At 62.9% G+C, this 25,817-nt stretch carries 19 protein-coding genes and 1 tRNA gene; 14 read left to right on the top strand and 6 right to left on the bottom strand.

Features of this window, described 5'->3' with window-relative positions; all coding sequences use genetic code 11:
* Window positions 1-10 precede the first annotated feature (10 nt).
* A complete protein-coding gene (locus HMPREF0762_RS06980; protein WP_006362871.1) occupies window positions 11-1,819 on the top strand; it encodes a glycosyltransferase family 2 protein in 1,809 nt (602 codons plus the stop codon).
* Between the two features lie 101 nt (window positions 1,820-1,920).
* Here the strand turns inward: HMPREF0762_RS06980 and HMPREF0762_RS06975 are convergent, their stop codons facing one another.
* Entirely contained in the window at window positions 1,921-2,220 is a 300-nt protein-coding gene (locus HMPREF0762_RS06975; protein WP_040619407.1) for a cupin domain-containing protein, read from the bottom strand.
* 266 nt (window positions 2,221-2,486) lie between these two features.
* Window positions 2,487-3,248, bottom strand: a complete 762-nt coding sequence (locus HMPREF0762_RS06970) for an alpha/beta fold hydrolase (RefSeq protein ID WP_006362868.1) — start codon at window positions 3,246-3,248, stop codon at window positions 2,487-2,489.
* A gap of 350 nt (window positions 3,249-3,598) precedes the next feature.
* Here HMPREF0762_RS06970 and nifJ point away from each other — a divergent pair, with 350 nt between their 5' ends.
* A complete protein-coding gene (nifJ, locus tag HMPREF0762_RS06965; RefSeq protein ID WP_040619406.1) occupies window positions 3,599-7,150 on the top strand; it encodes a pyruvate:ferredoxin (flavodoxin) oxidoreductase in 3,552 nt (1,183 codons plus the stop codon).
* A 223-nt stretch (window positions 7,151-7,373) separates the two neighbouring features.
* On the opposite strand, the gene HMPREF0762_RS06960 is transcribed toward nifJ, so the two are convergent.
* Genes HMPREF0762_RS06960 through HMPREF0762_RS06950 form a run of 3 tightly spaced genes read right to left on the bottom strand, consistent with a single transcriptional unit; the run spans window position 7,374 to window position 9,862 of the window.
* Complete coding sequence (locus tag HMPREF0762_RS06960) at window positions 7,374-8,210, bottom strand: ABC transporter permease (protein WP_006362866.1); 837 nt, start codon at window positions 8,208-8,210, stop codon at window positions 7,374-7,376.
* Window positions 8,211-8,957 (bottom strand): ABC transporter permease, encoded by a 747-nt coding sequence (locus HMPREF0762_RS06955; protein WP_006362865.1) that lies wholly within the window; start codon window positions 8,955-8,957, stop codon window positions 8,211-8,213. It abuts the gene before it with no gap.
* Window positions 8,958-8,962: 5 nt separating this feature from the next.
* A complete protein-coding gene (locus HMPREF0762_RS06950; protein ID WP_006362864.1) occupies window positions 8,963-9,862 on the bottom strand; it encodes an ATP-binding cassette domain-containing protein in 900 nt (299 codons plus the stop codon).
* A 209-nt stretch (window positions 9,863-10,071) separates the two neighbouring features.
* Between HMPREF0762_RS06950 and HMPREF0762_RS06945 the strand changes: the two genes are divergently transcribed.
* The 11 genes from HMPREF0762_RS06945 to rdgB all read left to right on the top strand — a co-directional run bounded on the left by HMPREF0762_RS06945 (window position 10,072) and on the right by rdgB (window position 24,039).
* Window positions 10,072-10,806 carry a response regulator transcription factor gene (locus HMPREF0762_RS06945; protein WP_245935532.1) on the top strand — a complete coding sequence of 245 codons (735 nt, stop codon included), beginning with the start codon at window positions 10,072-10,074 and terminating at the stop codon, window positions 10,804-10,806.
* Complete coding sequence (locus tag HMPREF0762_RS06940) at window positions 10,781-12,193, top strand: sensor histidine kinase (RefSeq protein WP_006362862.1); 1,413 nt, start codon at window positions 10,781-10,783, stop codon at window positions 12,191-12,193. The genes HMPREF0762_RS06945 and HMPREF0762_RS06940 overlap by 26 nt, the downstream gene beginning before the upstream one ends.
* A 213-nt stretch (window positions 12,194-12,406) precedes the next feature.
* Entirely contained in the window at window positions 12,407-13,084 is a 678-nt protein-coding gene (locus HMPREF0762_RS06930) for a TetR/AcrR family transcriptional regulator (protein WP_006362861.1), read from the top strand.
* A gap of 146 nt (window positions 13,085-13,230) precedes the next feature.
* Window positions 13,231-15,009 (top strand): ABC transporter ATP-binding protein, encoded by a 1,779-nt coding sequence (locus HMPREF0762_RS06925; protein ID WP_006362860.1) that lies wholly within the window; start codon window positions 13,231-13,233, stop codon window positions 15,007-15,009.
* 9 nt (window positions 15,010-15,018) lie between these two features.
* Window positions 15,019-16,764, top strand: coding sequence for an ABC transporter ATP-binding protein (locus HMPREF0762_RS06920; RefSeq protein WP_006362859.1), 1,746 nt, complete (start codon window positions 15,019-15,021; stop codon window positions 16,762-16,764).
* 306 nt (window positions 16,765-17,070) lie between these two features.
* Window positions 17,071-17,982, top strand: a complete 912-nt coding sequence (locus HMPREF0762_RS06915; protein ID WP_006362857.1) for a DUF975 family protein — start codon at window positions 17,071-17,073, stop codon at window positions 17,980-17,982.
* A 467-nt stretch (window positions 17,983-18,449) separates the two neighbouring features.
* Window positions 18,450-19,184 (top strand): response regulator transcription factor, encoded by a 735-nt coding sequence (locus HMPREF0762_RS06905; RefSeq protein ID WP_006362854.1) that lies wholly within the window; start codon window positions 18,450-18,452, stop codon window positions 19,182-19,184.
* A gap of 2 nt (window positions 19,185-19,186) precedes the next feature.
* A complete protein-coding gene (locus HMPREF0762_RS06900) occupies window positions 19,187-20,308 on the top strand; it encodes a sensor histidine kinase (RefSeq protein ID WP_006362853.1) in 1,122 nt (373 codons plus the stop codon).
* 747 nt (window positions 20,309-21,055) lie between these two features.
* On the top strand, window positions 21,056-22,291 hold the full coding sequence (gene murI, locus HMPREF0762_RS06895; RefSeq protein WP_040619402.1) for a glutamate racemase: 1,236 nt from the start codon (window positions 21,056-21,058) through the stop codon (window positions 22,289-22,291).
* 254 nt (window positions 22,292-22,545) lie between these two features.
* A complete protein-coding gene (gene rph, locus HMPREF0762_RS06890) occupies window positions 22,546-23,268 on the top strand; it encodes a ribonuclease PH (RefSeq protein WP_040619400.1) in 723 nt (240 codons plus the stop codon).
* 165 nt (window positions 23,269-23,433) lie between these two features.
* The gene (gene rdgB / locus HMPREF0762_RS06885; RefSeq protein WP_006362849.1) at window positions 23,434-24,039 is read left to right on the top strand and encodes an RdgB/HAM1 family non-canonical purine NTP pyrophosphatase; all 606 of its coding nucleotides are present in this window, start codon (window positions 23,434-23,436) and stop codon (window positions 24,037-24,039) included.
* A gap of 38 nt (window positions 24,040-24,077) precedes the next feature.
* Here the strand turns inward: rdgB and HMPREF0762_RS06880 are convergent.
* Window positions 24,078-24,151 (bottom strand) — tRNA-Gly (locus HMPREF0762_RS06880).
* Between the two features lie 337 nt (window positions 24,152-24,488).
* Here HMPREF0762_RS06880 and HMPREF0762_RS06875 point away from each other — a divergent pair.
* Window positions 24,489-25,676 carry an MFS transporter gene (locus HMPREF0762_RS06875; RefSeq protein WP_245935533.1) on the top strand — a complete coding sequence of 396 codons (1,188 nt, stop codon included), beginning with the start codon at window positions 24,489-24,491 and terminating at the stop codon, window positions 25,674-25,676.
* Window positions 25,677-25,817: the final 141 nt, after the last annotated feature.

Raw genomic sequence — 25,817 nt, 5'->3', positions numbered from 1 at the left:
GAGAGCCCTCATGGATGTCAGCATCGTCATTCCGGTCTACAACGTGAAGGATTATTTGATCGAGTGCCTGAACTCGGTCGATGCGGGTTTCGGGTCTCTCGAAGGCGAGGTCCTGATCATAGACGATGGGTCGACGGACGGTAGCTCCGAGTTGGCGAAGAACTTCGCCGACGAGCATCCGCGCTTTCGTTACGTGAAGATCGTGAATCAAGGTGTCGCGCATGCCCGCAATCTCGGCGCCGCTCGAGTAACGGGGAAGTATCTGCAATTCGTCGATTCCGACGACATCGTCGAACCCGGTCTCTTCGAGAAGCTCTTCCGCGTTGCCGAGCGATACGACGCCGACGTCACGGTGTGCGACGTGGTGCGCACGACCGACGGCAAGATATCGGCTTCGGACATCCATGTCCGCGCGTTCGCGGGTATCAAGGGCACGGTCACGAGTGCGGTGGAATCACCGAGCCTCGCATACGATTCTCTCGTGATGAACAAGCTCATTCGTCGTGCGTACTACGAGGAGCAGGCGTTCCAATTTCCTGAAGGGATGTATTTCGAGGACATTCCCGTGGCGTTCGCACTCGACTGCAAGGCGAACCGCGTCGCGGTCGTGCGCAGCATCGGATACCGGTGGCGCATTCGCACGTCGGGCGCTTCGACCACGCAAAGCTTCGCGAACCGAAAGAACCTGACCGACAAGATTGCGATGATCGAGCGTCTCATGTCCTGGGTGGATGCCGAAGTCGGCGATGCGGGCGTGCGTCGTGCCGTCGAGCTCAAGGCCCTTACCGTCGACTTCACGGTGTACCTGAATGCCATGAACGACTTTTCCGACGAGCAGGCGGCGGATTACGTCGACCTGATTGCCGGATTCGTGGAGCGCAACATAGCGCCCGAGCGTCTACGCGAAGTCCAGCTCAAGGAGCGCCAGGTCTTTCACGACGTGCTCGCCCGCGATGTCGACCATCTGCGTCGCGTCGTGAATTATAAGAGGGCGAACTATGCCACCGCGCCCATCGTCACAAGCGGAGAAGCGCCCGTCATGGTGCTTTCGTCCGACATATTCACCATTCCCGACCGAGACGCCGGCCGCGAGCTCGAGAACGTGCCGCCGCGCTGCCAGGTCGATGCGGTCGAGACGGGCGAGGGGAAGATGGTATTGCGCGGCCACCTGTACACGCGCCGCATCAGCATGCCCAATGTCGGCGACCAGCGGATTCGTGCATGGCTTTATAACGAGGAATCGGGCGAGCGCAGGGAGCTTCCTGCCAAGCCTATCGAGTTCCATACGCTTACGGTCGAGCAGGGCACGATGGTGAACTGCGACGACTATCGCACCTATCGATACAACTACGACGGAACGGGCTTCGAGATCTCGCTTGACTTCTTCGCACTCGGGCTGTCGGAGCGCTTCATGGGTGCGAATTTCGTCATTCTTGGCTTCGAGAACCGTTTCTTCGCGGGAGAGTGCATCGTGCGCGGCGCGCGGAAGGCGGCGAAGGCCAAGGCCAAAGGGTTTGCCGCCGACGTCACGCTTGCCCCTGCAGATCGTGCGAGCGGCTCTCGCGCCGGTGCGGAACCGCTGGGCGGTTCGGCGAACGCGTCATCCGCGGGTGGCCCGACGAATGCGGCATCCGCGGCAGCCGTGGGCGATTTCTCGACCGCACGCGTCACGCTTTCGATCGGGCTTCGCGACACGTTCGTTTTCAGCATGGGCGAAGCGAACGGGGATGCGGCCGCGGCTTCGTCCCGGACGGCGCCTCAGAAGAAATCCGGGAAAAAGCCCGCAAAGCGGAAGGGCCTGTTCGGGCGCTTCAAATAGAGGGCCTGAGGCGCAGATGGGATGCGCCTCAGGAAGAGACGGCACGGCATCGCGGGCGCCGGGCTTTTCGGCGGCGCTCAACGCGTGCCTCGACTGGGCCTTTAAGGCCGCAGCTGGGATTTCACGACCATGAGCTCGGCGTCTTCGATTGCATGGAGCGCATGGTGCTCGCCCGGAACCATGCGGACGATGTCGCCCGGCTCGATAGGCTCGCTCGTGTCCGCCTTCGTATCGATGAAGTCGACCTTGCCCTTGACGGGCACGACGACGACGTCGGCCTTCGCGAAGTGCTCGGGAATATCCTCGCCGGCGGGGATCACGAGATGGGTCACCGTGAGGCTGTCTTCCTCAACGAGGTTCTCCCAGAGTTCTGCGTTCGGGTTGCCGTGAATGTAGCGCATGATGCTCCCTTTCCTTCGGTATCGCATCGCCGCACATGCTTGCGTGTCGCTGCGTGCTGCGATGCATCGGTTTTATTCGACGTTAGCATGCGGACGGGTGCATGTATGTTGTTGCAACAACATACGGATTGAGAGCGCGGATTCATTCAGCGATAGGATTCGGCGGCAAGAAAGATAGAGGGGGTCGGGGGCAGAGGCTTCGATAACGCAGCCTTCGAGGCGGGTATCCGTTACGTCTGGGAGCCCTGCTCGCAGAAGGCTGCGGCTCAACCCCGTGTTTCGATAAAGTCGGCAATGGCGTCCGCCGTGCGTTGCTGCTGGTCTTCGGGGGCGATCGATGCGTCGCCGTCGCCGCTTTGGACGCCGTAGCTGCCGAATCCCGCATGGTTGCCGCCGTCGATGATGGCGGTCTGGCTGTCGGTCGGCAGGTTCGCCGCATTTTTCTCGAGGCGGTCGCGATCGAGCACGCCGTCTTGCGTGCCGTAGATGGTCAGCGCCGAAAGGTCCGTGTCGGAGATGTCGGTAGCGGAATACGAGGCGAGCAGGACGACGCCGCGCAGGTCTTCCGGATGGCTGCTCGCATACTGGGCCGCCATTGCCCCGCCGAGCGAATGCCCGCCGATCCACCACGAGTCGATTTCAGGATGCGCCGCCGCGATATCGCTCGCCGCATCGATGTCGAACATCGCAAGATCAAGAGGCATCTTCGCGATGACGCAGCAATACCCCCGCGCTGCGATGTCGTAGGCGAGGGGCGTGTAGGCATCGGCGTCCACCTTGGCTCCAGGATAGAGGATGATGCCGGTTGTCGCGCCGTCGGCCGCAACGGCGATTGTTCGATCGTCCTGCGAGACGGCGATGCGCGGGCCGTCTTGGACGGACGCGCCCTGACTCACACTTTCGACCTGGTCGAAGACCCCATCGGCATGGTATGCCTGCGAGGCCCATACGAGGAAGGCGACGACGGCGACGGCGAGTGCCGCGGCGATTCCCAGGGCGATTCTCGATGCAAGTCTCCGTGCGTTCATGCTGCCCCCTTTCGACGTTCCATTGATGCGCGTTCGCATGGATTCTAGACCTCTTGCTGAAGCGGCGGGTACGTATGCACGAGAAGAACGGCTCGTCAAACACCGAGAATGGCCGCCCTAGGCTGCGGGAGAGAGGGTCATTTCGGGAGGAATCTCTCGTCGGGGGCGGCTTCCGCTTGCCGAAAGCTTGCGCAAGCGCCGCGGCTCTTGGCCGCGTCCGCGCGCGTGCGCTCGATATGATTATCAACGCTTCTATGAGAAGTTTCGCGCCCGCGCTTGGTTCGCGGATGCGCGTTCATCTGGTCGCGTTAATATTCGCGACGTACAGAGCGAAGAAGGGGAATTCTCGTATGGCCAGAGCTTTCAAATCCATGGACGGCAACACGGCGGCGGCGCATGTGTCCTATGCGTTCACCGAGGTGGCGGGCATCTACCCGATCACCCCGTCGAGCCCCATGGCGGACTTCGTCGACCAGTGGTCGGCGCAGGGCCGCAAGAACATCTTCGGCACCACGGTCAGGGTCGCCGAGATGGAATCCGAGGGCGGTGCGGCGGGCACCGTGCACGGCTCTCTTTCCGCAGGCGCGCTGACCACCACCTACACGGCGTCCCAGGGCCTGCTCCTCATGATTCCGAATATGTACAAGATCGCGGCCGAGCAGCTTCCGGCCGTTTTCCATGTAAGCGCCCGTACCGTGGCCACGCAGGCCCTGAACATCTTCGGCGACCACTCCGACGTCATGTCGTGCCGCCAGACCGGTTTCGGCATGCTGGCCGAAGGCAACGTCCAGGAAGTCATGGATCTCGCCGCCGTCGCTCATCTCGCGGCGATCAAGGGCGGCGTTCCGTTCCTGAACTTCTTCGACGGCTTCCGCACCTCGCATGAGGTGCAGAAGGTCGCCGCATGGGACTACGAAGACCTCGCCGATATGTGCGACATGGATGCCGTCCAGGCGTTCCGCGACCACGCGCTCAACCCGGAGCATCCGGCCATGCGCGGTTCGCACGAGAACGGCGACATCTTCTTCCAGCATCGCGAGTCCTGCAACGGCCATTACGACGCGCTCCCGGCGATCGTCGAGAGCTGCATGCAGCAGGTCAACGACAAGATCGGCACGAACTACGACCTCTTCAACTACTATGGCGCGCCGGATGCCGACCGCGTCATCGTGGCCATGGGCTCCATCTGCGACGTGGCCGAAGAGGTCGTCGATTACCTGAACGCGCACGGCGAGAAGGTCGGTCTGGTGAAGGTCCGCCTGTATCGCCCGTTCGTGCCCGAGAAACTGGCCGCCGCCATTCCCGAGACGGTCACCAAGGTCGCCGTCATGGACCGCACCAAGGAGCCTGGCAGCGTCGGCGAGCCTCTGTACCTGGACGTCGTCTGCGGTCTCCATGAGATCGGACGCGCGGGGATCACCATCGTCGGCGGCCGCTACGGCCTGGGTTCCAAGGACACCCCGCCCGCATCGGTCTTCGCCATCTTCGAAGAGCTCAAGAAGGACGCGCCGAAGCGCGAGTTCACGGTCGGCATCGTCGACGACGTGACGAACCTGTCGCTTCCCGAGGATCCCGCGGCCCCCAACACCGCGGCCCCCGACACCATCGAGAGCAAGTTCTGGGGTCTCGGTGGCGACGGCACGGTCGGTGCGAACAAGAACTCCGTCAAGATCATCGGCGACCATACCGACAAATACGTCCAAGCCTACTTCCAGTACGACTCGAAGAAGACCGGCGGCGTGACGATCAGCCATCTGCGCTTCGGCGATTCCCCGATCCGCAGCTCCTACTACATCAACAAGGCCGACTTCGTGGCCTGCCATAATCCTTCGTACGTCACGAAGGGCTTCAAGATGGTGCAGGACGTCAAGCCCGGCGGCGTGTTCATGATCAACTGCCAGTGGACGCCCGAAGAGCTCGAGCATCACCTGAATGCCGAGGCCAAGCGCTATATCGCACGCAACGGCATTCAGCTTTACACGATCAACGCGATCGACCTTGCGATCGAGATCGGCATGGGCAAGCGCACCAACACCATCCTTCAGTCGGCGTTCTTCTCGCTGGCGAAGGTTCTGCCCGCCGAAGATGCGATCCGCTACATGAAGGACGCGGCGACGAAGTCGTATCTGAAGAAGGGCCAGGACATCGTCGACATGAACCATCGCGCGATCGATGCGGGCGCCACCGCGTATCGCAAGATCGACGTGCCTGCCTCTTGGGCCGACGCGACGGACGAGCCTGCAGGTTCCGCGCATGCCGGACGCCCCGAGCTCGTGAAGATGGTGACCGAGATCATGGAGCCCATCGGCCTCATGAACGGTGACAGCCTGCCGGTCTCCGCCTTCATGAACCATGTCGACGGCCAGTTCGAAACCGGCGCCGCCGCCTACGAGAAGCGCGGCGTGGCCGTGAACGTGCCGACATGGGATGCATCCACCTGCACCCAGTGCAACATGTGCTCGTACGTCTGCCCGCACGCCACGATCCGTCCGTTCCTCCTCACCGACGAGGAGGCGGATGCGGCACCCGATACCGTCACCGCGATCGATGCCAAGGGCGGCAAGATGCGCGGCATGAAGTACACGCTCGTCGTCTCGCCACTCGACTGCATGGGCTGCGAGGTCTGCGTGCATCAGTGTCCCACGAACTCCCTTTCCATGTCGCCTATCGCGGTGGAGACGCCTAAGCAGAACGCCTTCGACTACTGCGTGGACAAGGTGTCGCGCAAGCCCGAGTTCGAGGGCATGGGCATCAAGGACAGCCAGTTCAGAAAGCCATTGCTTGAATTCTCCGGTGCGTGCGCCGGCTGCGCCGAGACATCGTACGCGCGTCTCGTGACCCAGCTCTACGGCGACCGCATGTATGTTGCGAACTCCACCGGCTGCTCGTCCATCTGGGGCAATCCGGCGGCGACCTCGCCGTACACGACCGATGCCGACGGCCGCGGCCCGGCATGGTGCAACTCCCTGTTCGAAGACAACGCCGAATTCGGCATGGGCATGCTGCTCGGCCATGAGGCCGTGCGCAACGGCCAGGTCGAACGTACGCAGGCCATCCTCGCATCCGCTCTGGCCTCCGAATCCCTTAAGGCGGCGGCGCAGGCGTGGCTCGATGCACGCGACGATGCCGAGGCCAGCAAGGAGACGTCGACGGCATACATTGCCGAGCTCGAGGCCGAGGTCGAACGCGGCGGCGCGCACGTGCTCGACGCGATGGCCATCCTCGGCCACAAGGACTTCCTGACCAAGAAGTCGGTCTGGATCTTCGGCGGCGACGGCTGGGCCTACGATATCGGCTACGGCGGACTCGACCACGTGCTCGCATCGGGCGAGGACGTCAACATCTTCGTCTTCGACACCGAAGTCTATTCCAACACCGGCGGCCAGGCCTCCAAGGCATCGAACATCGGCCAGGTGGCCCAGTTCGCTGCAGCCGGCAAGGACATCAAGAAGAAGAGCCTGGCGGAAATCGCGATGGCCTACGGCTACGTCTACGTCGCGCAGGTGGCCATGGGCGCCAAGCCCGCCCAGACCATCAAGGCCATCACCGAGGCCGAGGCGTATCCCGGTCCGTCGCTGATCATCGGCTACTCGCCGTGCGAGATGCACTCCATCAAAGGCGGCATGAAGAACGCCCAGGAAGAGATGAAGCGTGCGGTGGACTGCGGCTATTGGAACCTGTACCGCTTCAATCCGGCGGCTCCCGTGGGCAAGAAGTTCACGCTCGACTCCAAGGAGCCGAAGGGCGGCTACCAGGAATTCCTGATGAACGAGGCGCGCTACAGCCGCCTGACGCGCGAGTTCCCCGATCGCGCCCAGGAGCTCTTCGACCGTAACGAGGCGGACGCCATGGCGCGCTGGCAGCATCTGGCCAAGCTCAAGGACCTCTACGCCGAGGTGTAGGGCCGTTCCAGCGTTTCGCGAGGGGACGTTCATACGTGGGAACGAGAGGAGGACGGTTCGCCGTCCTCCTCTCATATACGGGGTGTCCCTATAGTTTCGCCAAATGGGGCGACGGAGAAAAGCCCGCCGAGCGGCGATACGACGCCGTTCTCTTCGCGTAGCGGCGTATCGGAAGCCGAAAGCCCATCGGACGATAGCTCTCGCCATCATCGACGCGTAGCGGCTAACTGCCGGCCTTCACGTCGTTTCGCTCGACGATGAGCGAGAATGCGACGATCGCGATCGCGGCGAACGCGATGCAGGAGACGAAGAACGCCGCCAGCTCCGCGCCGGCAAGCCCTCCGCCGCCGGTGCTGTTCGAGGCTATCTGCGGCAGGGAATAGGGAAACGCGATCGCGAACGCCTTCGCCTTGAATTCGACGAGGAGGCCCGTCACGCCGCCGGCGAGCGCGATGCCGACGGGAAGCGCGAAATTGCGGATCACGAGCGATACCACGAGCTGCACCGCGACGACAGCGCCTCCGCCGACCCATGTGCATGCCAGGTATCCCAGGTATTCAGGTCCCGGCATGCCGTCGATGCCGATCGCCTTTCCCGCCATGACGAAATACGCTCCGGTGGCGACGAGCCCTATCGCCAGCATCGCCATGCCGACGATAACCTTGCCGAGCGCGATGCGCCAGGCGGCTACGGGCTGGGCTGCGAGCTGGTTCCAGTTCCCGCCCGTATGCTCGATCCTCATGAGCCACGAGCTTCCCACGCCGATGAGCGCCGGCAGGAAGAATACGAAGCTGAACAGGGTGTGCTGCGTCCAGAGGTTTTCCCAGCCGGGCGTGAGCATTTCAAGGTTGTTCTGGTAGTTGAAGGTGCCGATGGCGGCGGCGAGCAGGGGAAGCGCGATATAGGCGCTCCAAATGGGCGCGTGTTTCAGCTTCTCGAGCTCGGCGGCGACGGGAGTGGAGGATACGCGCGCCCCCCGATTGGGATCATGCCCCTGCAAGGCGGCGTTCGCCTCTGCGCGCGCGTGCATCGCGTGCGGATTCGTCGACGGTGCGTTCATCTAAAGGTCCTTTCTCGCGAACCAGGCGGTGGCTCCTGCGAGCGTGGCCGCGGTCATGCCGGCGAGGATGCCGAGGTAATGCCAGGCGAAGGGTATGAAATAGAAGGTCAAGACCTCAGCATCGCGGTTCCAGTCCATGGCGACGGTCGACAGCGTTCCGAAATACCCGCTTGGAATCAGCAGGGGGAAGGGGGCGGGCAGATAGAGCCCGAAGAGCCCCGCGAGCGCGAGCAGCAATCCGACCGAAAGCGTGATGAACTGGTTTTCCCACTTGAGCGCGATGAATTCGGTCAGGGCCGCCACGCCGAGCGCAGGGACGTACTGCGCGACGAAGAGCGCGGCGAATTCCGATGCGCCGGGGATATCGGGAAAGGCGAACGCATGCACGAGCGCCCCGATGCCTGCCGTCTCAAGCGCGGCGGCGGCGAACAGCACGATCGCGATGCAGGCGAACTTGGCCAGGTAGGCCTGGGATGCGCGCTCGTGGCATAGGAGCTGGTTCCAAGCCCTCGCCTCGTGGTCGACGTCGCAGACGCGCGAAGTCACCACCGTCGCGAGCACCGTGAGGATCATGGCGTTCACGAACGGCGCGCCGAAGAACGCCGAGCGCGCCCCGTTCTCCGCGCCGATACCGTCGTGCGCGGCCGTCGAGCCGACCCAGAGCAGCGCGGCGGCCATGCAGGCGAAGGCGATGAGCCAGATATGCTTGCGGCGCAGCTTGGCGAATTCCAATCTCAATGCGGTCATGGCGTCTACGCCTCGCTTCCGGTCAGGCGCAGGAAGATGTCTTCGAGCGCGTCGGCATGCTCCTCCATGCGGATGACGCCGATGCCCGCCTGGGCGAGCGCAAGGGAGGCGCGGGCGCACCAGGCATCGTCGGCACGCGTGGATACGAGCCAATCGCCGTCGTAGGAAAGCCCCGGAACCACCTGTATGGCGCGGTCGTCGTCGGTGGTGCGCAGCGCAATCGTCCGTTTGGCCTGCGCGCGCAGGTCGCCTATGGGGCCCTGCCAGACCATGCGGCCCTTCGCGATGATGCCGACGTGGTCGCTCATCTGATCGATCTCCGAGAGCAAGTGGCTCGAGACGAGCACGGTCACGCCTCGGGTGCGCGGGAGGCTGCGGATGAGCTCTCGCATCTCGTGGATGCCGGCCGGATCGAGCCCGTTGGTGGGTTCGTCGAGCAGCACGAGCCTAGGGCGTCCGAGCAGCGCGGCCGCAAGCCCGAGACGCTGCTTCATGCCGAGCGAGAACTGTCCCGCCCGCTTGCGCCCGACGCCATCGAGCCCGACGGTTTCCAAGGCCTCGTCGATGCTCGAGGCGGGCAGGCCTTTCAGGCGCCGCACGATGTCGAGGTTCTCGCGTGCCGTCAGGTGCGCATAGCATCCGGGAACTTCTATCAGCGATCCGACCTCGCGCAGCGTCTCTATGCGCGTCGCGCGGTCCATCGTGCGGCCGAGCAGCTCCACCTCGCCTTCGGTCGGGGCGGCAAGCCCGAGCATCATCTTCATCGTCGTGGTCTTTCCAGCGCCGTTCGGCCCGAGGAATCCGAAGACGGCCCCTTCAGGCACGTTGAGGTCGATGGAATCGACGACTCGTGCGGTTCCGTAGGTTTTCGTCAGGTTTCGCGTGACGATCGCATTCGCTGCCATGGATTCGATCCTTTCGTCTCATGTCCTTCGCGATGCCTCGAGGATAGGACGCGCGTTTTTCGCAGACCTTTCCGCAGCCTTTCATGAACCTTTCGTTTGCGGGAACTGCGAGGTTTCGACCGGAGATCCGCCGTGCAGCGCATACACTGGAGAAGCGAGAAGGCGCGGTCGTTCTCGCATCGGGCGACAGACGATGGAAGGCGTATGGCATGAGGGACGTGCATGAAGCTCGGGTGCTCGTGGTCGAGGACGACCCGGCGCTTGCATCGGTGCTTTCCGATCTGCTCGCGCGTGAGGGATTTCACGACGTGCATGTGGCGGGAACGGTCGCCGATGCGATGGCCGCGTCATCGACCTGGCGGCCCGAGCTCTACGTGCTCGACGTGATGCTTCCCGACGGCAACGGGTTCGACCTGCTTCGGCGCGTGCGTGCGGCATCTGCGGCACCGGCGCTCTTCCTGTCGGCGCGCGACGAGGACGAAAACCGCCTGAGGGGTTTGGGCCTCGGCGCCGACGATTACGTGGCGAAGCCGTTTCTGCCGGCTGAGCTCATCCTTCGCATGACCGCCGTGCTTCGCCGCAGCTACAACCTGCCCGAACACCAGCCGCCTCTGCATCTGGGCGGCGCTTCGATCGATTTCTCGACCGGGGAGGTTCGGCGCGAGGGAGGGGATGCGGTCATGCTCACCGCGAAGGAGCATGCGCTCCTGAAGCGGCTTGCCGACAGCCGTGGGCTCATCGTCACGTCCGACGAGCTTGCGCGCAGCGTGTATGGCGACGAGTTCGGCAACGCGAATGCGCTTGCGATCCTCGTGCGGCGCCTGAGGGAGAAGATAGAGCACGACCCTTCCGATCCGCGTTGGATCGTCACGGTGCGCGGATTGGGATACCGACTGATGAAAGAGACGGAAGAAGAGCATGAATCTCGGAATCCCCGTGCGTGAGAGCGGGCGCATCGTCGCCTTCGCCGTCGTAGCGACCATGGCTGCTCTCGTCGTGAACCTCATCATGGCGGCTGCCGGGATCGTGATGTTCGGCGGATCTTCCGGCCTGAACCCCGACGAACCTTCCGCCGAGCGGGTCGCCGCCGCGCTCGATCGGACGGGCGGCCAGGGGTCGACGTACGTTCTGGCCGACGATGTCGCGGACGCGCTCGATGCTCAGGATGAATGGGCCATGGTCGTCGACGCGACGGGCGAGGTCGTTTGGTCGAGAAATGTTCCCGATGCCTTGAACCGGCATTACGGCCTGCAGGACGTCGCGTCGTTCTCGCGATGGTATTTGGATGACTATCCGGTTACCACCTGGGTGTACGAGGATGGCATCATGGTCGTGGGCGCGCCGCCGGATACGATCTGGAAGTATCCGATCTCCTTTCCGGTCGACTCCCTGGGCACCATCCTCGAATTCCTTGCGCTTCTGACGCTCGTCGATTTCGTGCTCGCCGTCGTCGTGGGCGGAGCGTTCGCTCGAAGACGCTGGAAACGCCGCGACGAGGCGCGCACCGAATGGGTCGCCGCCGTGTCGCATGACGTGCGCACGCCTTTGTCGGTCGTGATGGCGGAGGCGTCGGCGCTTGCGGATGCACGCAGGGCGTCCGTCGAAGATCGCCGCCGCGCCGAGCGCATCGTGGGCAAGGCGGGCGAGATGTCGGCGCTCATTTCCGATCTGAATGCGGCGAACCGCCTTCGCTACGCCATGCAGCCCGTCGATGCATCCGACGTGTGCATCGCGGCCGTGGTGCGCGGCGTCGTCGTCGATGCGATGAACGACGAGGAATCGGCATGGATGGAGGCTTCGTCTGCGGCATCGGCGCGCAATCGAGTTGCGGGCGAAACGTTTCGGGAAAGCGCGGCGGATGTTCCGGGCGATTCCCGCGATGCGGACGGCATGGGGGCCGTCGAGGCCGGCGCGCATGCGTTCGAGCTTGCGGTCGAACCCGATGCCGAAGGCGCCGTCGTGCGCGGCAGCGAGAAGCTTCTGCGCCGCATGGTGGCGAACCTCGTCGGCAATGCGGTCAGGCATAATCCGCGCGGCTGCTCCATCGCGGCGAGCGTGCGCGTGAAGCCGGGCATTTTCGGATCGTCGATCGGCATGCGGTGCGTCATCGAGATCCGCGACGACGGCGTGGGATTCGGTGCCGACGAGCTTTCGTTCTTGAACAGGCGTCCCGGTCGCGATATGCCTGAGCATGGCCTGGGGCTCGTCATCGTGCGGCGCATCGCGCACGCCCACGGCGGACGCGCGCGGTTCTTCAACAACGAATCGGGCGGATCCGCCTGCCAGGTCGTGCTCCCGGCGCAGGCACCATCTTGCAGAAAGCGGTCGTAGCGCGGGCGCGGAACTGCGCCGGAGGATGACGTTTCGCGTCTCGGCGCTCGCGTTCGGCCATGCGAATCCGTCACGGACGGCGGCCGCGGCGCGCGCCGTTCCCAGAGCCGTCCGTCGCGTGCGAGCGCGCTGCTCCGTTTTCGCGCGAGCCACGCGTCTTCGCGAACGGCTACAATACGTGGACATGTTCGCGGCAGAAGGGGGCGGTTCGTCATGACGAGGGGCAGGGTCGCGACGCAATCCAAAGGTTCAGGCGCGCACGGCGCACCGGCCGGAAGCTCGAAGGAACGCATCTTGGATGCGGCGCGCGCCGAATTCCTTGAAAAGGGGTTCCAGGGCGCGTCGATGCGCGCCATCGCGTCTGCGGCCGGCATGACCACGGGCGCCATCTATGGGTATTTCTCCAGCAAGGAGGATCTCTTCGATGCGCTCGTGCGTCCGTTCGCAGACGAGCTGTTCTCGCGCTGCGTGGCATTCGATTCCGATTTCCAGGGGCGGGCGCCTGAACGCAAAGGCTTTGACGAGATGGTCGTCTACGACCGCGGCGTCCGGCGCGAGCTCATCGAATTCATCCACCGCCATCCCGACGAGGTGCGCCTGATAGAGGAGTGTTCCTCCGGAACGGGCTGGGCCGATTTCCACGAGCGTTTCGTGGAGCTGGAAGTAGACGGCACGATGCGCTACATCGAATCGATGCGGGCGGCGGGCATGGACTATGCGGTCGTGCCCGACGAGGTCATCCGCACGCTTTCCGCATATGCAGTGAAATCGTTCCTCGAAGCCGCTGCGCACGTGTCCGACGTCGAAGAGGCCGTCGCACGCTGCGGCGTCTATGCGGATTTCTTCCATGCAGGCTTCGAGCACATCCTGACCGGAAGATCCTCTTCGTAGGGTTGCGCTCGTGGGAGCGCGATCGCGAAGGCGGCAGGTTCCTCGGGAATCTTCCGCCTTTTCCTTCGCGTAAGAGATAACGATGTTATACTCGTGTGCCGTAAGTCGAGGGAAACTTTTTCGCGCAGCAGGGAAGGACGCATGCGATGGCGAAGGACGAAGAGAAATCCCAGGTGAAAGACAAGCCAACGGAAAAGGGGCCGAATCCCGTGGCGCTTCTGCTCGAATGGTCCGAAGAGAACAGGATCCGCTACGTGCTTTCCGTCGTGCTCGCCATCATAGGCGTGGCAGGGTCGGTCGTGCCGTATTTCGCGGCGGGATCCATGATCAACGGTGTGCTTTCCGGCATGCGCGATTTCGGGTTCTACGTGCAATGGGCGTTCGTCGCGGCGGCAGGGCACGCGGTCTATCTCGTGTTCCATAACCTTTCGACCGTGATTTCCCATAGGGCGACGTTCTCGACGATCAGCAAGATCCGCCGGCGCCTGACCGAGAAGCTTGCGCGCGTGGAGATGGGCCATGTGCTCGACACGCCTTCGGGCACGCTCAAGAACGTCATCGTGGAGAAGGCCGACGCCATCGAGACGACGCTCGCGCACGCGGTTCCCGAGCTCACGTCGGGCCTGATCGTGCCTCTTGCCGTCGTCGGATACATCTTCGCCCTCGATTGGCGCATGGGGCTCGTCGCCCTTGCCACGCTGCCTGTGGGCGCATTGTGCTATATGGGGATGATGAGGGATTACGAGACGATGTACGGCGCGTATGTGAGCGCGAACGCGCACATGAACGCGACTGCCGTCGAATACGTCAACGGCATCGAGGTCATCAAGGCGTTCGGGCAGGAGGCGTCGTCGTACGAGAAGTTCGCGAAGGCCGTGCACGACGCCGCTCATTCGGCGATCGATTGGATGGCGAAGGTGCAGATATTCCAGGACGGCGCGATCTCCATCTGGCCTGCGACGCTCGTGACGGTGCTTCCCGTCGGCTGCTTCTTCGTGCTCGACGGATCGCTCTCATCGTCCGATCTGGTTCTGATCGCCGTGCTCGCGCTCGGCATCTTCCCTCCGCTGATGGCCTCCATGTCGCTGGCCGACAACCTTGCGCAGATCGGCACCATCGTCGGCGATATATCCAAGGTTCTCGACCTGCCTGATCAGCGTCGCTCGACGACGAAGGCCGATCTTTCCGGCAGCCGCATCGAACTCGCGGGCGTGCGGTTCTCCTATGGGGACGAGGAAGTCATCCATGGGATCGATCTGAGCATCGAGCCGGGAAGCATGGTCGCTCTCGTCGGGCCGTCGGGCTCGGGGAAGTCCACGCTCGGCCGTCTGCTCGCGGGCTTCTGGGACGCCGATGCGGGCACCGTCTCCATCGGCGGCGTTCCGCTCGAAGATATGACGCCCGACCAGCAGGCAGGGCTCATCGCCTACGTTTCCCAGGATAATTATCTGTTCGACGAGACCATCATGGACAACATCCGCATGGGGCGTCCCGGGGCGAGCGACGAAGAGGTCGTCGCAATCGCCGAGGCGAGCGGATGCGACGAGTTCATCCGCGGGCTCGACGAGGGGTATCGGACGCGCGTCGGAGGCGCGGGAGGGCATCTATCGGGCGGAGAGCGCCAGCGCATAGCCATCGCCCGTGCGATGCTCAAGGATGCGCCTATCGTCATCCTCGACGAGGCCACGGCGTACACCGATCCCGAGAACGAGGCGGTCATCGAAGAAGCCGTCGGACGGCTCGTCGCCGGCCGCACGCTCATCGTCATCGCGCATCGTTTGTCCACCATCGTCGGTGCCGACGAGATCGTCGTGGTCGACGACGGCGCCGTGCGCGCTCGGGGCACGCATGCCGAGCTCATGGAGAACTGCCCGCTCTACGCGGACATGTACCGCGCTCACATCAGCGCGAAGGATGCGGCGTAAGGAGGCCATATGCTTAAGACGTTCAGGAAGTACTTCGCCTTCGCCGGAAACTTCTCGCCTTGGATGAAGCGCGGCATGGCGTGGTCGATCGTCAGCTCCTTCTTCGAGGGCATGCAGATGATGGCGCTTGCCATCGTGCTTTTCGCCCTAGCGAACGGCACGCTGTCCGCGGCGACGGCCTGGGAGGCCCTTGCGGCCATGGTCGTCTGCATAGCGGGGACGTTCGTTTCCGCGCACTTCAAGAGCAAGAACTTCTGCTTCGGCAACTACTCGATGGTCGGGGAGAAGCGCGGGCAGGTAGGCGATCGCATGCGATATCTCCCCATGGGGTTTTTCAACGCGAACAGCCTGGGCGAGATCACGTCCACGATGTCGAATACGCTCGATGACGTGCAGAACATCGGCGGCATCGTGTACATGCAGGTCATTTCAGGATTCGTATTCAGCGGCATCGTGACGCTCATGATGCTCGCCTTCGATTGGCGCGTCGGTGCGGTCTGCGTTGCCGCGGGTGCGGCCGTGCTCGCCCTATCCGCGGCCCTGCAGCGCGTCGCGCAGGCGATATCGAGCGAACGCGTCGTGGCCCAGAACGCGTTGGTCGGCGCCGTGCTCGCCTACCTGCAGGGCATTTCCGTCGTGCGCTCGTTCTCGCTCGTCGGCCGCGTCGAGGCGGGGCTCGTCGGCGCGATCGACGAGTGCGAGCGCATGAACTTCCGGACCGAAGTCAAATTCCTCCGGTTCGCCATCGCGCAAGCGCTCGCGACGAAGGCGGCGTCGGTGGCCGTCTGCCTGATGTCCTCGTGGTTCTGGGTCTCGGGGACCATGGATGCAGGATCATGCCTGGTCCTGATCGCATGCTCGTTCATGGTGTTCAGCAAGCTCGAGATATCGGGGCTCTTCTCGAGCCTGCTGCGCCAGATAGACATCCAGATGGATAAGGTGAACGCGATGCTCGCGACTCCCGCGATGCCGGAAGGGTCGTACCGCGTCGGCGGCGAGGCCGATGCCGAAGGGCTTGACGTGGAGCTTTCCCATGTGACGTTCTCGTACGGCGGGCGCGACGTCATCAAGGACGTGAGCCTTTCCATACCTGCGAAGACGACCTGTGCCCTTGTCGGTCCATCGGGTTCGGGCAAGACGACGCTTTCCCAGCTTATCGCGCGCTTCTGGGACGTTGATGCCGGGTGCGTGACGGTCGGAGGGCAAGACGTGCGCTCCTGGGCGCTCGATGATCTTCTGGCGAAGTTCTCGATGGTGTTCCAGAACGTGTATCTGTTCGACGACACGATCGAGAACAACATCAAATTCGGGTCGCCCGCCGCGACGCACGAGCAGGTGGTCGAAGCCGCGCGCCGCGCATGCTGCGATGCGTTCATCTCCGAGCTGCCTGACGGCTACGACACGATGATCGGCGAGGGCGGGGCGCGCCTGTCGGGTGGCGAGCGCCAGCGCATCTCCATCGCCCGCGCGATGCTCAAGGATGCGCCCGTCATCATCCTCGACGAGGCGACCGCCAACGTCGACCCTGAGAACGAACGCGATCTGCAGCGTGCGATCGAGTCGTTGACCCACGACAAGACGGTCATCATGATCGCCCATCGCCTGAAGACGGTGCGTCATGCCGACCAGATCGTCGTGTTGGATGATGGGCGCATCGTCCAGCAGGGGACGCATGACGCGCTCATGGGGACGCCGGGCCTCTATGCCGACTTCGTCCAGATGCGCGAGCGCGCCATAGGCTGGCGCATCGCATAGGCGTCCGCATCGCGGCATCCGCCCTGCCGGAGGAGCCGTTCATGCGCGGCTGCGATGGGGCGATTCCAACAAGCTGCCTGCCGATCAGATCCGAGGGCCGTCCGATCGACGGTCTCGAGGGGGCTCTTCCGTGCGGAGGTTCCTGGAAGAGGGACATGCCGTCGCCCGTGCGCCTATCGCCTCCTCGGCATGCGCGATATGCTCCTCGTATTAAGGAAGCGTTAAGGTCGCCTTCGGGCTTCGGAAAGATTCGCTTCGTATGCTTGGGACATCGCAAAGCGTTGGCATTCGGCACAGGAGGCAATCATGTGGACGCGTAGGGATTTGAAGGCCAAGGGAAAGGCGACTTTCAAAGCGAATTATTGGAAGACCGTGTTCGTCGCGCTGATCCTCGCGATCGCCTGCGGCGGAGGCGCCTACTCGGCCGGGGGTATGCCTTCGAATCCCGCGGTGGGAGAATCTCTCATGGCGGATGGCATCACGTCGGTCGGCGCGGTAGAAGACGGCACGGCCGCCGATACGTCGGATGGCGCGGCCGCTGACACGGCTGCTGTCGCGGACGGCGGAATGGCGCGCGAGAACGCTTCGGCATCCGATGCCGACCTGGCATCGACGAACGACGGATCGGCGACGGAGACGACCGACGGCCTGACCGACGAAGAGAGGTCGCTCCTTCTCAGGTCGCTGCTCTATGCAGGCATCATCATAGGCGTCGTGGTCGTGGCCTTCGCCATTCTGCTGCAGGCGTTCGTCGCCAATCCGGTCGAAGTGGGCGTGCGTCGGTTCTTCGTGCGCAACCTGAACGATGCCGCTCGAGTCAAGGAGGTCGCATTCGGCTTCGACCATTCCTATCTCAATATCGTCAAGACCATGATCCTGCGCGACGTCTTCATCTTCCTCTGGACGCTCGTGCTCGTGGTTCCCGGCATCGTGAAGCTCTACCAGTACCGTATGGTTTCATACCTGCTGACCGAGAAGCCCGATATGGCCTGGCGCGAGGCGCTTGACGAGAGCCGTCGCATGATGCAGGGCCAGAAATGGCGCACCTTCGTCCTCGATCTGTCGTTCATCGGCTGGGAAATCCTATCCATCCCAACGTTCGGCCTGCTGAGCGTTCTCTATGTCGAGCCGTACCGCGGCATGACGAACGCCGCCCTCTTCGAGGCGCTGCGCTATGGCGAGGGGATGCCGGCCGCTGCCGAGATCCCGGCGGCCTAAGCCGCTGAACCTCGGGGCGCTTTCCGCCCCGGTCGATCGGGCGAGAGCCGAACGATGCCCGATCGATGTCCCGATGTCCCGAGCCGCCCTGCGCGGCCGGGACGTCTCTCGCGTTCCTATCGCAGGATCGGCGCATTCCTCGATTTGCCTGCGCGTTCGAGCGCTCCTCCATAGACGCGGAGCGCGCGGAAAACGGTGTCGCTCCGCCATGCGCGTCCGGGATCTTCGCTTATGGCATCGAATGAAAGCGCAGGGTGCGATTAGCCCTGCACATCCGGAGCGCTTGGAGCCGGATGCGTCTTCGATGATGGGGACGATCGATTCGCCGCGTGGGCATGGAGCGTCCCGTGCGGTATGGTGGAAGCCGTCCGCTTCGATAGATATCGATTGCCTGCAAGCATTCGGTGCGTCCCGCGCGTGCGGTCGCAGGACATCCCGTTTCCCCTATCGGATTTCGAGGAGCTGCCATGACCTATGGGTCCCCATCGTCCCGTTGCATCCTGATCGCCGACGACGATCAGGATATCCGTGAGCTTCTGCGCTTATATCTCGAAAGCGAGGGATATCGCGTGCGGGAAGCCGTCGACGGCGCCGAAGCCCTCGGGGCCGTCAAGGCGGGCGGCATCGACCTGGTGCTGCTCGATATCATGATGCCGCGCATAGACGGCTACCAGGTGCTGAGGCGTGTGCGCGAGACGAGCGCCCTGCCCGTCATCATGGTGTCGGCCAAAGGACAGGATCCCGACAAGATCATCGGGCTCGATCTGGGTGCGGACGACTATCTGACCAAGCCGTTCAATCCGCTCGAAGCGCTCGCGCGCGTGCGCTCGTGTTTGCGCCGCGCCTACGGCATGCCTGCCGGCGCATCGCCCGACGACCCGTCCGCGAAGGCTCCGCTTCGCGTCGCGCGCGTGCTTTCGGTGCGCGATCTCACGCTCGACCTCGATGCCTGCGTGTTGCATCGAGGCGATGAGCCCCTCGATCTCACGCCCGTCGAATTCCGCATGCTTTCCCTGTTCATGAGCCATCCTGGCCGTGTTTTCACCAAGCAGCAGATTTTCGAGGAAGGCTGGGGAGAGGAATACGTCGCATCGGGCAATAACGTCATGGTAGGGATCAGCAAGCTGCGCGCGAAGCTTTCGGACGATCCGGGCGCCTATATCGCCACGGTGCGTGGGCTCGGCTACCGGATGGAGGCGTAGGCATGGGGAGAAGACGGGCGGCTTTGCCGGATGCGGCCGATGCGCCGTCGAGCCTGCGTGCGTTTCTCGTTCAACGGTTCATCGCCGTCGCCGTCGCCATCGCCGTGCTCGAAATCCTGGTGACGTCCCTCGAGCAAGGCTTCCTCATTCCATGGTTGACCATTCTGGTCCAGGGGGATATCGGCAAGGCGAGCCTCGGAGAGGTGGCGCGCCTTGCGCTCGCTGCCGTGTCGGATGCCATCGCCGGAGGAAACAACGTTCCGGTGGCTTTGGCGGAGATGTCCGGCATATTCCTCATGCTCGCCTTCTGCGTGGCGCTCCTCGTTCTTCCGATCGTCGCCGGAGCCTTCGCGTTCGCTTCCCTCACGCAGCGGAGGATCGATGCCGAGCAGCGTGCGCGCGAGGAGGAGCGCGCCTTGTTCTACGAACGCCGCAACCTCCTGATCAGCGATATGGCGCACGATCTGCGCACGCCTATCACGACCGTCGTCGGCATGTCCCAGGCTCTCGCCGACGGCATGGTGGACGATCCCGTCGACCGGCATCGATACCTGAAATCGATCGTCGCGAAGGCGACGAAGATGGCCGACCTGGTCAATACGCTTTTCGATTTCGTCAAGCTCGATAGCGAAGGATTCCATCTTGATCGCGCGACCGTCGATCTTCCGCAGCTTGTGCTTGCGGAGGCGGCCGCCCTGTATGCCGATGTAGAGGCGGCGGGTATGGAGCTTTCGCTCGAGGTGTCCGAGGAGCCGGTTCCCGTCTTCGCCGACGCCGTCCAGCTGAAGCGCGTGATCGGCAACCTGATCTCCAATGCCGTGCGGCATACCGATGAGGGGACGGAGATCCTGGTTTCGCTCGTGCGGAAAGCCGGCGTCGCGGATGTCGTCGTGGCCGACACAGGCAGACCCATAGAGGGCGATGCGCAATCCCTGTTCGATCCGTTCGTGCGTGGGGACGCCTCCCGTTCGGGCGAGGGGAGCGGCCTCGGCCTTGCCATCGCGGCGCGTATCGTCAGGATGCACGGCTATCGCATCCGCATAGACCAGCCGTACGGCCGCTTCTCCAAGGCGTTCGTCGTCACCTGCCGTATAGAGGATGAGGGCGAATTCGACGAGGATTGACGGACGGGCCGCGCCAGGGGAGATGCACAAATGAGCTGTACCACGGGGGATAGATACGACCTATATGCCGCTCAATTCAGTGAGCGGGGTCGGTGGATGCGCATGCGCTGCATCAAGGGGACGGAACGTTACGATCGAGGGGGGTATAGCCCCTTTTCGGTTCCTAAATCCGATGCCGGTGTCAAAATACGGCTGCTTAGAGAATTTTGAATCCAATTTGCGTTGCTTCTACAACGAAATAGTCCCAAGAACAGCATTATTGCGTTGTATTAACAACAAAATAGTCTAAAATATACCCCTTGAGGGTATACTAAGCTTCAATATTTTGGCATTGGAGAAGGATTCAGCTTACGATCTTCAACATTGCGGCCAGGTTCAGCCTTGGAAACGGGGCGTGGCATCGGCGATCGTTCGGGTTCCAAAATTCGAAAGATCCGAGAGAAGCCTTAGCGAATGTGCGCGACGATGTCGGTATTTTCAAGTCCTGAGAGAAGGCAAATCTTGTCTTGTTGTCAAAGCAACGAAACTAATTGCCATTCGTTGTGCGCGCAACGATAATCATCGTCTTGCGATCGAATCAGAATGCGCTTTCTCTCAGAACTTCCTTATTTTGGAACTCAGGGAGACGCGTGCGTCTGGAACTCGGATGGGTGCGTGTCGTCTTGCATCACATGAGGTATCCTTTATGACATGAGAGAACAAGAGCGTATAAGGGAAGCGTCCGCACCGACGGGGGCCTTTGAATATATGTCGCATTCGCTGCTGTTTGAAGGCGCGTCGGGTGATGATGCATTGAAAATACCTGCCCACGATGCGTTGGGGGCAGCTGGATCCAATTGCAGCTCCTCGGGTTCCGACGGACGCGGCAACGCTGCGGGCTCCAGTTCCAATGGGCCCGACCCTGCTACGGGTTCTGACAGGTGCGGCAACGCTGCGGGTTCCGGCCGGAACGACCTCGAACTCCATGATTCCGAGATTCGCGACTTCGGGCAAAGTGTTCCCGGCTTTGGGTTTGGTGCCTTCGGATCCGATGCCCCCGAAGCCAACGCTTTCAAGTCCGCCGCCCCCGAGCTTGACGTCCCTGAATCCGACGCCGTTCTCAAACCCGACGCTCCTGAATTCGACAACGCTCCCATCGGCGTGTTCGACTCGGGATACGGCGGGCTGACCGTCGCACGCGAGATCGCCGCGCTCATGCCGCACGAATCCATCGTGTATTTCGGCGACACGGCACGCTGCCCATACGGCCCCCGCGACCCGCATGAGGTGGCGGAATTCGTGCAGCAGATCGGCCGTTGGCTCACGGCCAGGAACGTGAAGATGCTCGTCATCGCCTGCAATACGGCGACGGCCGCCGGGCTCGAGCGGGCGCAGCAGACCTTCTCGGTGCCTGTCCGCGGAGCCGTCGAGCCAGGCGCGCGTGCGGCAGCGCGGGCCACGCATAACGGCCGCGTCGGCGTCATCGGCACGAAAGGCACGATCGAAAGCGACTGCTATCCGCGCGCCATACGCGCCATCGACGCAGGTCTCACGGTTTTCAGTATCGCCACTCCTCGTTTCGTCGAGATCGTCGAGAACGGCATCAGGCTTTCGAAGGGTCCGATCGAAGACCTGACGAGCATGGCGTCGAAGGCGTACATCCGCCCTTCGTTCCAGGCGATCGCACGTGAGTATCTGGAGCCCCTGCGCCGATGCCATGTGGACGCGCTCGTGCTCGCATGCACACACTACCCGCTGCTCAAGGCGTTGATCGGCGGCGTCATGGGGCATAAGGTCCTGCTCGTCTCTTCGTCCGAAGCGCTTGCGCACGACGTGCGCGCAACGCTGACGGCCCGTCGTCAGACCGCATCGCCCGATGCGGTTCCCGTCTACGAGTTCTACACCACCTCGGAAGCGCTCGACGACTTCCATGACTTCGGCTCGCGCGTATTCAACAGGCCGATCGCCCATCCTATCCACGTATCGCTTTCGGAATTGGAATAGCTTTCGGAATCGGAATAGAGAGAACGAGGTGCGGCGACGAGCGGGCTGAGAAGAAACGTATGCTGTGATTCGCAATGAAAGCCATGCCGGTGGCATGCTGGAATCCTGGAAGGGAATGCAGCGAAGGAGACTGCGTCGCGTTTGCTGACCTGTGCCGGCTTGTCGAAACCGCGCGATAGCCGAGCCTCGGCATCGGACGCTTCGCACGCATGCCGATCGCACGTTGATTCACGTTGATGAGAAAAGAGGAACCTATGTTCGCACAGAGGGTCGATAATCGTCTTGACCGCGCGATGCGCGACGTCACGCTCGAACGGGGCGTCATGAAGAACGCCTCGGGAAGTTGCCTGGTGAAATTCGGCGATACGCATGTGCTCGTGAGCGCGACGATCGAAGACCGCGTCGCAGGCTGGCGCAAGGGTTCGGGCCTCGGCTGGCTCACGGCCGAATACGCCATGCTTCCCGCCGCGGGCACCAAGCGTACTCCGCGCGAAACCAAGGGCCGCAAAGGCCGCAGCCAGGAAATCGAGCGCCTGATCGGGCGTTCTCTGCGCAACGTCTGCGATATGGGCCGCATGGGCGGTGAAGTCACGATGACGATCGACTGCGACGTCCTTCAGGCCGATGGCGGTACGCGCACGGCATCCATCACGGGCGCTTGGGTGGCGGCATGGGATGCGTTCGAGATGTGGCGCATGGCTGGACGTTGCAAGACGAATCCGCTGTTCGGCCAGGTAGCGGCTGTAAGCGTCGGCATGGTGGGCGGACGTCTGCTGCTCGATCTCGACTATCGCGAGGATTCCCAGGCAGAGATAGACATGAACGTCGTCATGAACGGAAAGGGCGAGCTCGTCGAGGTTCAGGGTACGGGCGAACAGGTCTCGTTCTCGCGGGCGACGCTGAATGAGATGCTCGACATGGCGCAGGCGGGCATCGACGGTCTGCTCGAGAAACAGCGCGCCGCTGTCGGGAGATAGCGTCCGCTACAGAGATGTCTTCATCATAAGGGCATTCTCAGGTCGTACGGGCATCGCAGGCACCGAGATGCAGCCGTTGCACGGCGCATCTCATCCGATCATCGTCCCGACCGCGGCGATCGGGGCATGCGATCGCCTGCCATTCAACGAAGGAGATCGGCAGATATGGAAAAGATCGTCGTCATCGCGACCAACAACGCGCATAAGGTCGAAGAGATCCGCACCGCGCTCGACTTTCCCGGCTGGCGCTTCGTGACGCTTGCGGAATGCGAGCCATACCCCGAACCTGCGGAGGACGCCGACGACTTCACCGGCAACGCCTTCATCAAGGCGCAGGCGGCGCATATGCATACGGGTCTTGCCGCGCTTGCGGACGACTCGGGCCTCATCGTGGATGCGCTCGGCGGCGAGCCGGGCGTCTTCTCCGCACGCTATGCCGGGGTGCACGGCGACGATGCGGCGAACAATGCGAAGGTGCTGGCCGGGCTCGAAGACGTGGCCGATGACGCGCGCACGGCGCGATTCGCCTGCGCGCTCGTCTTCATCGACGAAGACGGCACGCGAACCGATGCGATGGGCTTCATCGAGGGGCGCATCGGCCATGAACTGCGGGGAAGCGAAGGGTTCGGTTACGACCCGCTGTTTCTGCCCGATGCCTTCGGGCAGAAGAAGACGCTTGCCGAAGTGGGTCAGGATGAAAAGAACGCGATATCGCACCGAGGAAACGCGCTGCGTGCGTTAAAGGCGAAGCTCCAGACGGGACTGCAATGAGAAAGAGCCGCCCGAAGAAGGCGGCTCTCGTGCATTCGTGGAGCGGGTGACGGGAATCGAACCCGCGTCATGAGCTTGGAAGGCTCAGGTTCTACCATTGAACTACACCCGCGAAACAGAGGGATTATACCCCAAGAGCCCTGCGTCATCGGATAAATCCGATGAATAATCCATCAGGCAGCGGCGTCGCGAAATTCGGATGCCTGGTTTCTTCCGGTCTCTTCGGAAAGCCCTCGGCATGGCGTCGAGGCGTGGAGGAATGGCGCTCGAACGCACGCGCGTCAGGTCCAGCTCTGACGATATTTTGAAAAACCTGAAACTGCAGGGATAGCCTCCGATGAGTGCGGAGGATACCATCGAATGCGAATGCGAATGCGAATGCGAATGCGAATGCGAATGCGAATGCGAATGCGAATGCGAATAGCGGATCTATGGGGAAGATTGCGCGGATGACGGCGAGAAAGAACGCGACAGAACGATCGGGCGGCGATGCGCTCGCCAACTACCTCACCATGACGGGGCACGTGTGCTCCGACATCAACCAAGGGGCCCTTTCCGCCGTCCTTCCTTTTCTCGTTGTGGGAAGCGGATACTCCTATTTCGAGGCGACCATGCTCGTATTCGCGGCCAATATCGCGTCTGCGGTCATCCAGCCTCTGTTCGGATGGCTGGGCGACAAGCATCCGTCGCCCTGGCTTATGGCGCTCGGAGTCTTCATCGCTGGACTCGGCATGGCAGGCATAGGGTATGTGCAGGAGCACGGATACTGGTGGGTCGTGGCGTCGGCCACGGTGAGCGGCATCGGCGTGGCGATGTTCCATCCCGAAGGAGGGCGCCTCTCGAATTTGGCCGCCGGAGAGCGCAAGGGCAACGGCATGAGCATCTTCGCCGTGGGCGGGAATATTGGCTTTTTCATCGGCCCCATCCTGTGCGCGATCTTCGTTTCCACCTTCGGGCTGCATGGCACGGCGGTGTTCCTCGCGCCGGCCACGGTCTGCGCGATGCTGCTTCTCGGGTTCAACGGACGCTTCAAGGCTCTGGGAACTGCGGCATCCCCTGCAGACGGCGATTCGACGGCACGCGAGCATTGGGGGCTGTTCGGCATCGTCATGGGCGTGCTTACGATGCGTTCCATCTTGCACTACGGCCTTATGGCGTTCATTCCGCTGTTCCTTGTCGGGATGCTCGGGCAGAGCGAAGTCCTAAGCTCCACCGCCATATCGGTCTTTTCCATCGCGGCTGCGCTTGCGACGGCGTTTTCCGGTCGCGTTGCCGAGAAGACGGGGACGATCAGGCTCATGACGACCTGCTGCGTTCTCATGGGCATCGGTATCGTCGGGTTCGCGTTCAATGGCATCGTGGCCGTAGCGTTTATCCTCACGCTCGTGCTGGCGGTTGCGCTCGATCTGTTCTATCCGTCGGCGGTGGCGCTCGGTATGGGCTACGTTCCCCGCCACCTAGGCATGGCGTCGGGTCTTTCCTATGGAATCGCTGTGTGCGCTGGAGGGATGGTCGAACCTCTCCTGGGGCTGGAGGGCGATGCGATCGGGCTTGTCCCCGTCATGCTTGCGCTTGCGGCCGTCTCGTTCCTGGCGGCTTTTCTGTGCGTGATGCTGAAGCGGCTCTCGTCCGTCTAGGCGATGTCGGCTTCAATCCGTTCGCCCGGGAAGCAAGGATATCCGTGGTCAGGCCATCAGGGCTGCCTCGATGACGTCGACTCTATCGATGAACCGGCGATACGTCGCAGCGGAGAAACGCATGGGCAGAGAAGCCCGTGG

Source organism: Slackia exigua ATCC 700122 (assembly GCF_000162875.1).
Classification (GTDB): Bacteria; Actinomycetota; Coriobacteriia; order Coriobacteriales; family Eggerthellaceae; genus Slackia; species Slackia exigua.
This window is presented reverse-complemented; position numbering and strand designations above follow the sequence as displayed.

Bases quoted from the DNA above. Each gene is read 5' to 3' on its own strand.
- rph (WP_040619400.1), top strand. From the start codon at position 22,546: ATGTTCGCACAGAGGGTCGATAATCGTCTTGACCGCGCGATGCGCGAC.
- murI (WP_040619402.1), top strand. From the start codon at position 21,056: ATGTCGCATTCGCTGCTGTTTGAAGGCGCGTCGGGTGATGATGCATTG.
- HMPREF0762_RS06875 (WP_245935533.1), top strand. From the start codon at position 24,489: ATGACGGCGAGAAAGAACGCGACAGAACGATCGGGCGGCGATGCGCTC.
- nifJ (WP_040619406.1), top strand. From the start codon at position 3,599: ATGGCCAGAGCTTTCAAATCCATGGACGGCAACACGGCGGCGGCGCAT.
- HMPREF0762_RS06955 (WP_006362865.1), bottom strand. From the start codon at position 8,957: ATGACCGCATTGAGATTGGAATTCGCCAAGCTGCGCCGCAAGCATATC.
- rdgB (WP_006362849.1), top strand. From the start codon at position 23,434: ATGGAAAAGATCGTCGTCATCGCGACCAACAACGCGCATAAGGTCGAA.
- HMPREF0762_RS06920 (WP_006362859.1), top strand. From the start codon at position 15,019: ATGCTTAAGACGTTCAGGAAGTACTTCGCCTTCGCCGGAAACTTCTCG.
- HMPREF0762_RS06930 (WP_006362861.1), top strand. From the start codon at position 12,407: ATGACGAGGGGCAGGGTCGCGACGCAATCCAAAGGTTCAGGCGCGCAC.
- HMPREF0762_RS06900 (WP_006362853.1), top strand. From the start codon at position 19,187: ATGGGGAGAAGACGGGCGGCTTTGCCGGATGCGGCCGATGCGCCGTCG.
- HMPREF0762_RS06960 (WP_006362866.1), bottom strand. From the start codon at position 8,210: ATGAACGCACCGTCGACGAATCCGCACGCGATGCACGCGCGCGCAGAG.
- HMPREF0762_RS06915 (WP_006362857.1), top strand. From the start codon at position 17,071: ATGTGGACGCGTAGGGATTTGAAGGCCAAGGGAAAGGCGACTTTCAAA.
- HMPREF0762_RS06970 (WP_006362868.1), bottom strand. From the start codon at position 3,248: ATGAACGCACGGAGACTTGCATCGAGAATCGCCCTGGGAATCGCCGCG.
- HMPREF0762_RS06945 (WP_245935532.1), top strand. From the start codon at position 10,072: ATGAGGGACGTGCATGAAGCTCGGGTGCTCGTGGTCGAGGACGACCCG.
- HMPREF0762_RS06925 (WP_006362860.1), top strand. From the start codon at position 13,231: ATGGCGAAGGACGAAGAGAAATCCCAGGTGAAAGACAAGCCAACGGAA.
- HMPREF0762_RS06905 (WP_006362854.1), top strand. From the start codon at position 18,450: ATGACCTATGGGTCCCCATCGTCCCGTTGCATCCTGATCGCCGACGAC.
- HMPREF0762_RS06975 (WP_040619407.1), bottom strand. From the start codon at position 2,220: ATGCGCTACATTCACGGCAACCCGAACGCAGAACTCTGGGAGAACCTC.
- HMPREF0762_RS06950 (WP_006362864.1), bottom strand. From the start codon at position 9,862: ATGGCAGCGAATGCGATCGTCACGCGAAACCTGACGAAAACCTACGGA.
- HMPREF0762_RS06980 (WP_006362871.1), top strand. From the start codon at position 11: ATGGATGTCAGCATCGTCATTCCGGTCTACAACGTGAAGGATTATTTG.
- HMPREF0762_RS06940 (WP_006362862.1), top strand. From the start codon at position 10,781: ATGAATCTCGGAATCCCCGTGCGTGAGAGCGGGCGCATCGTCGCCTTC.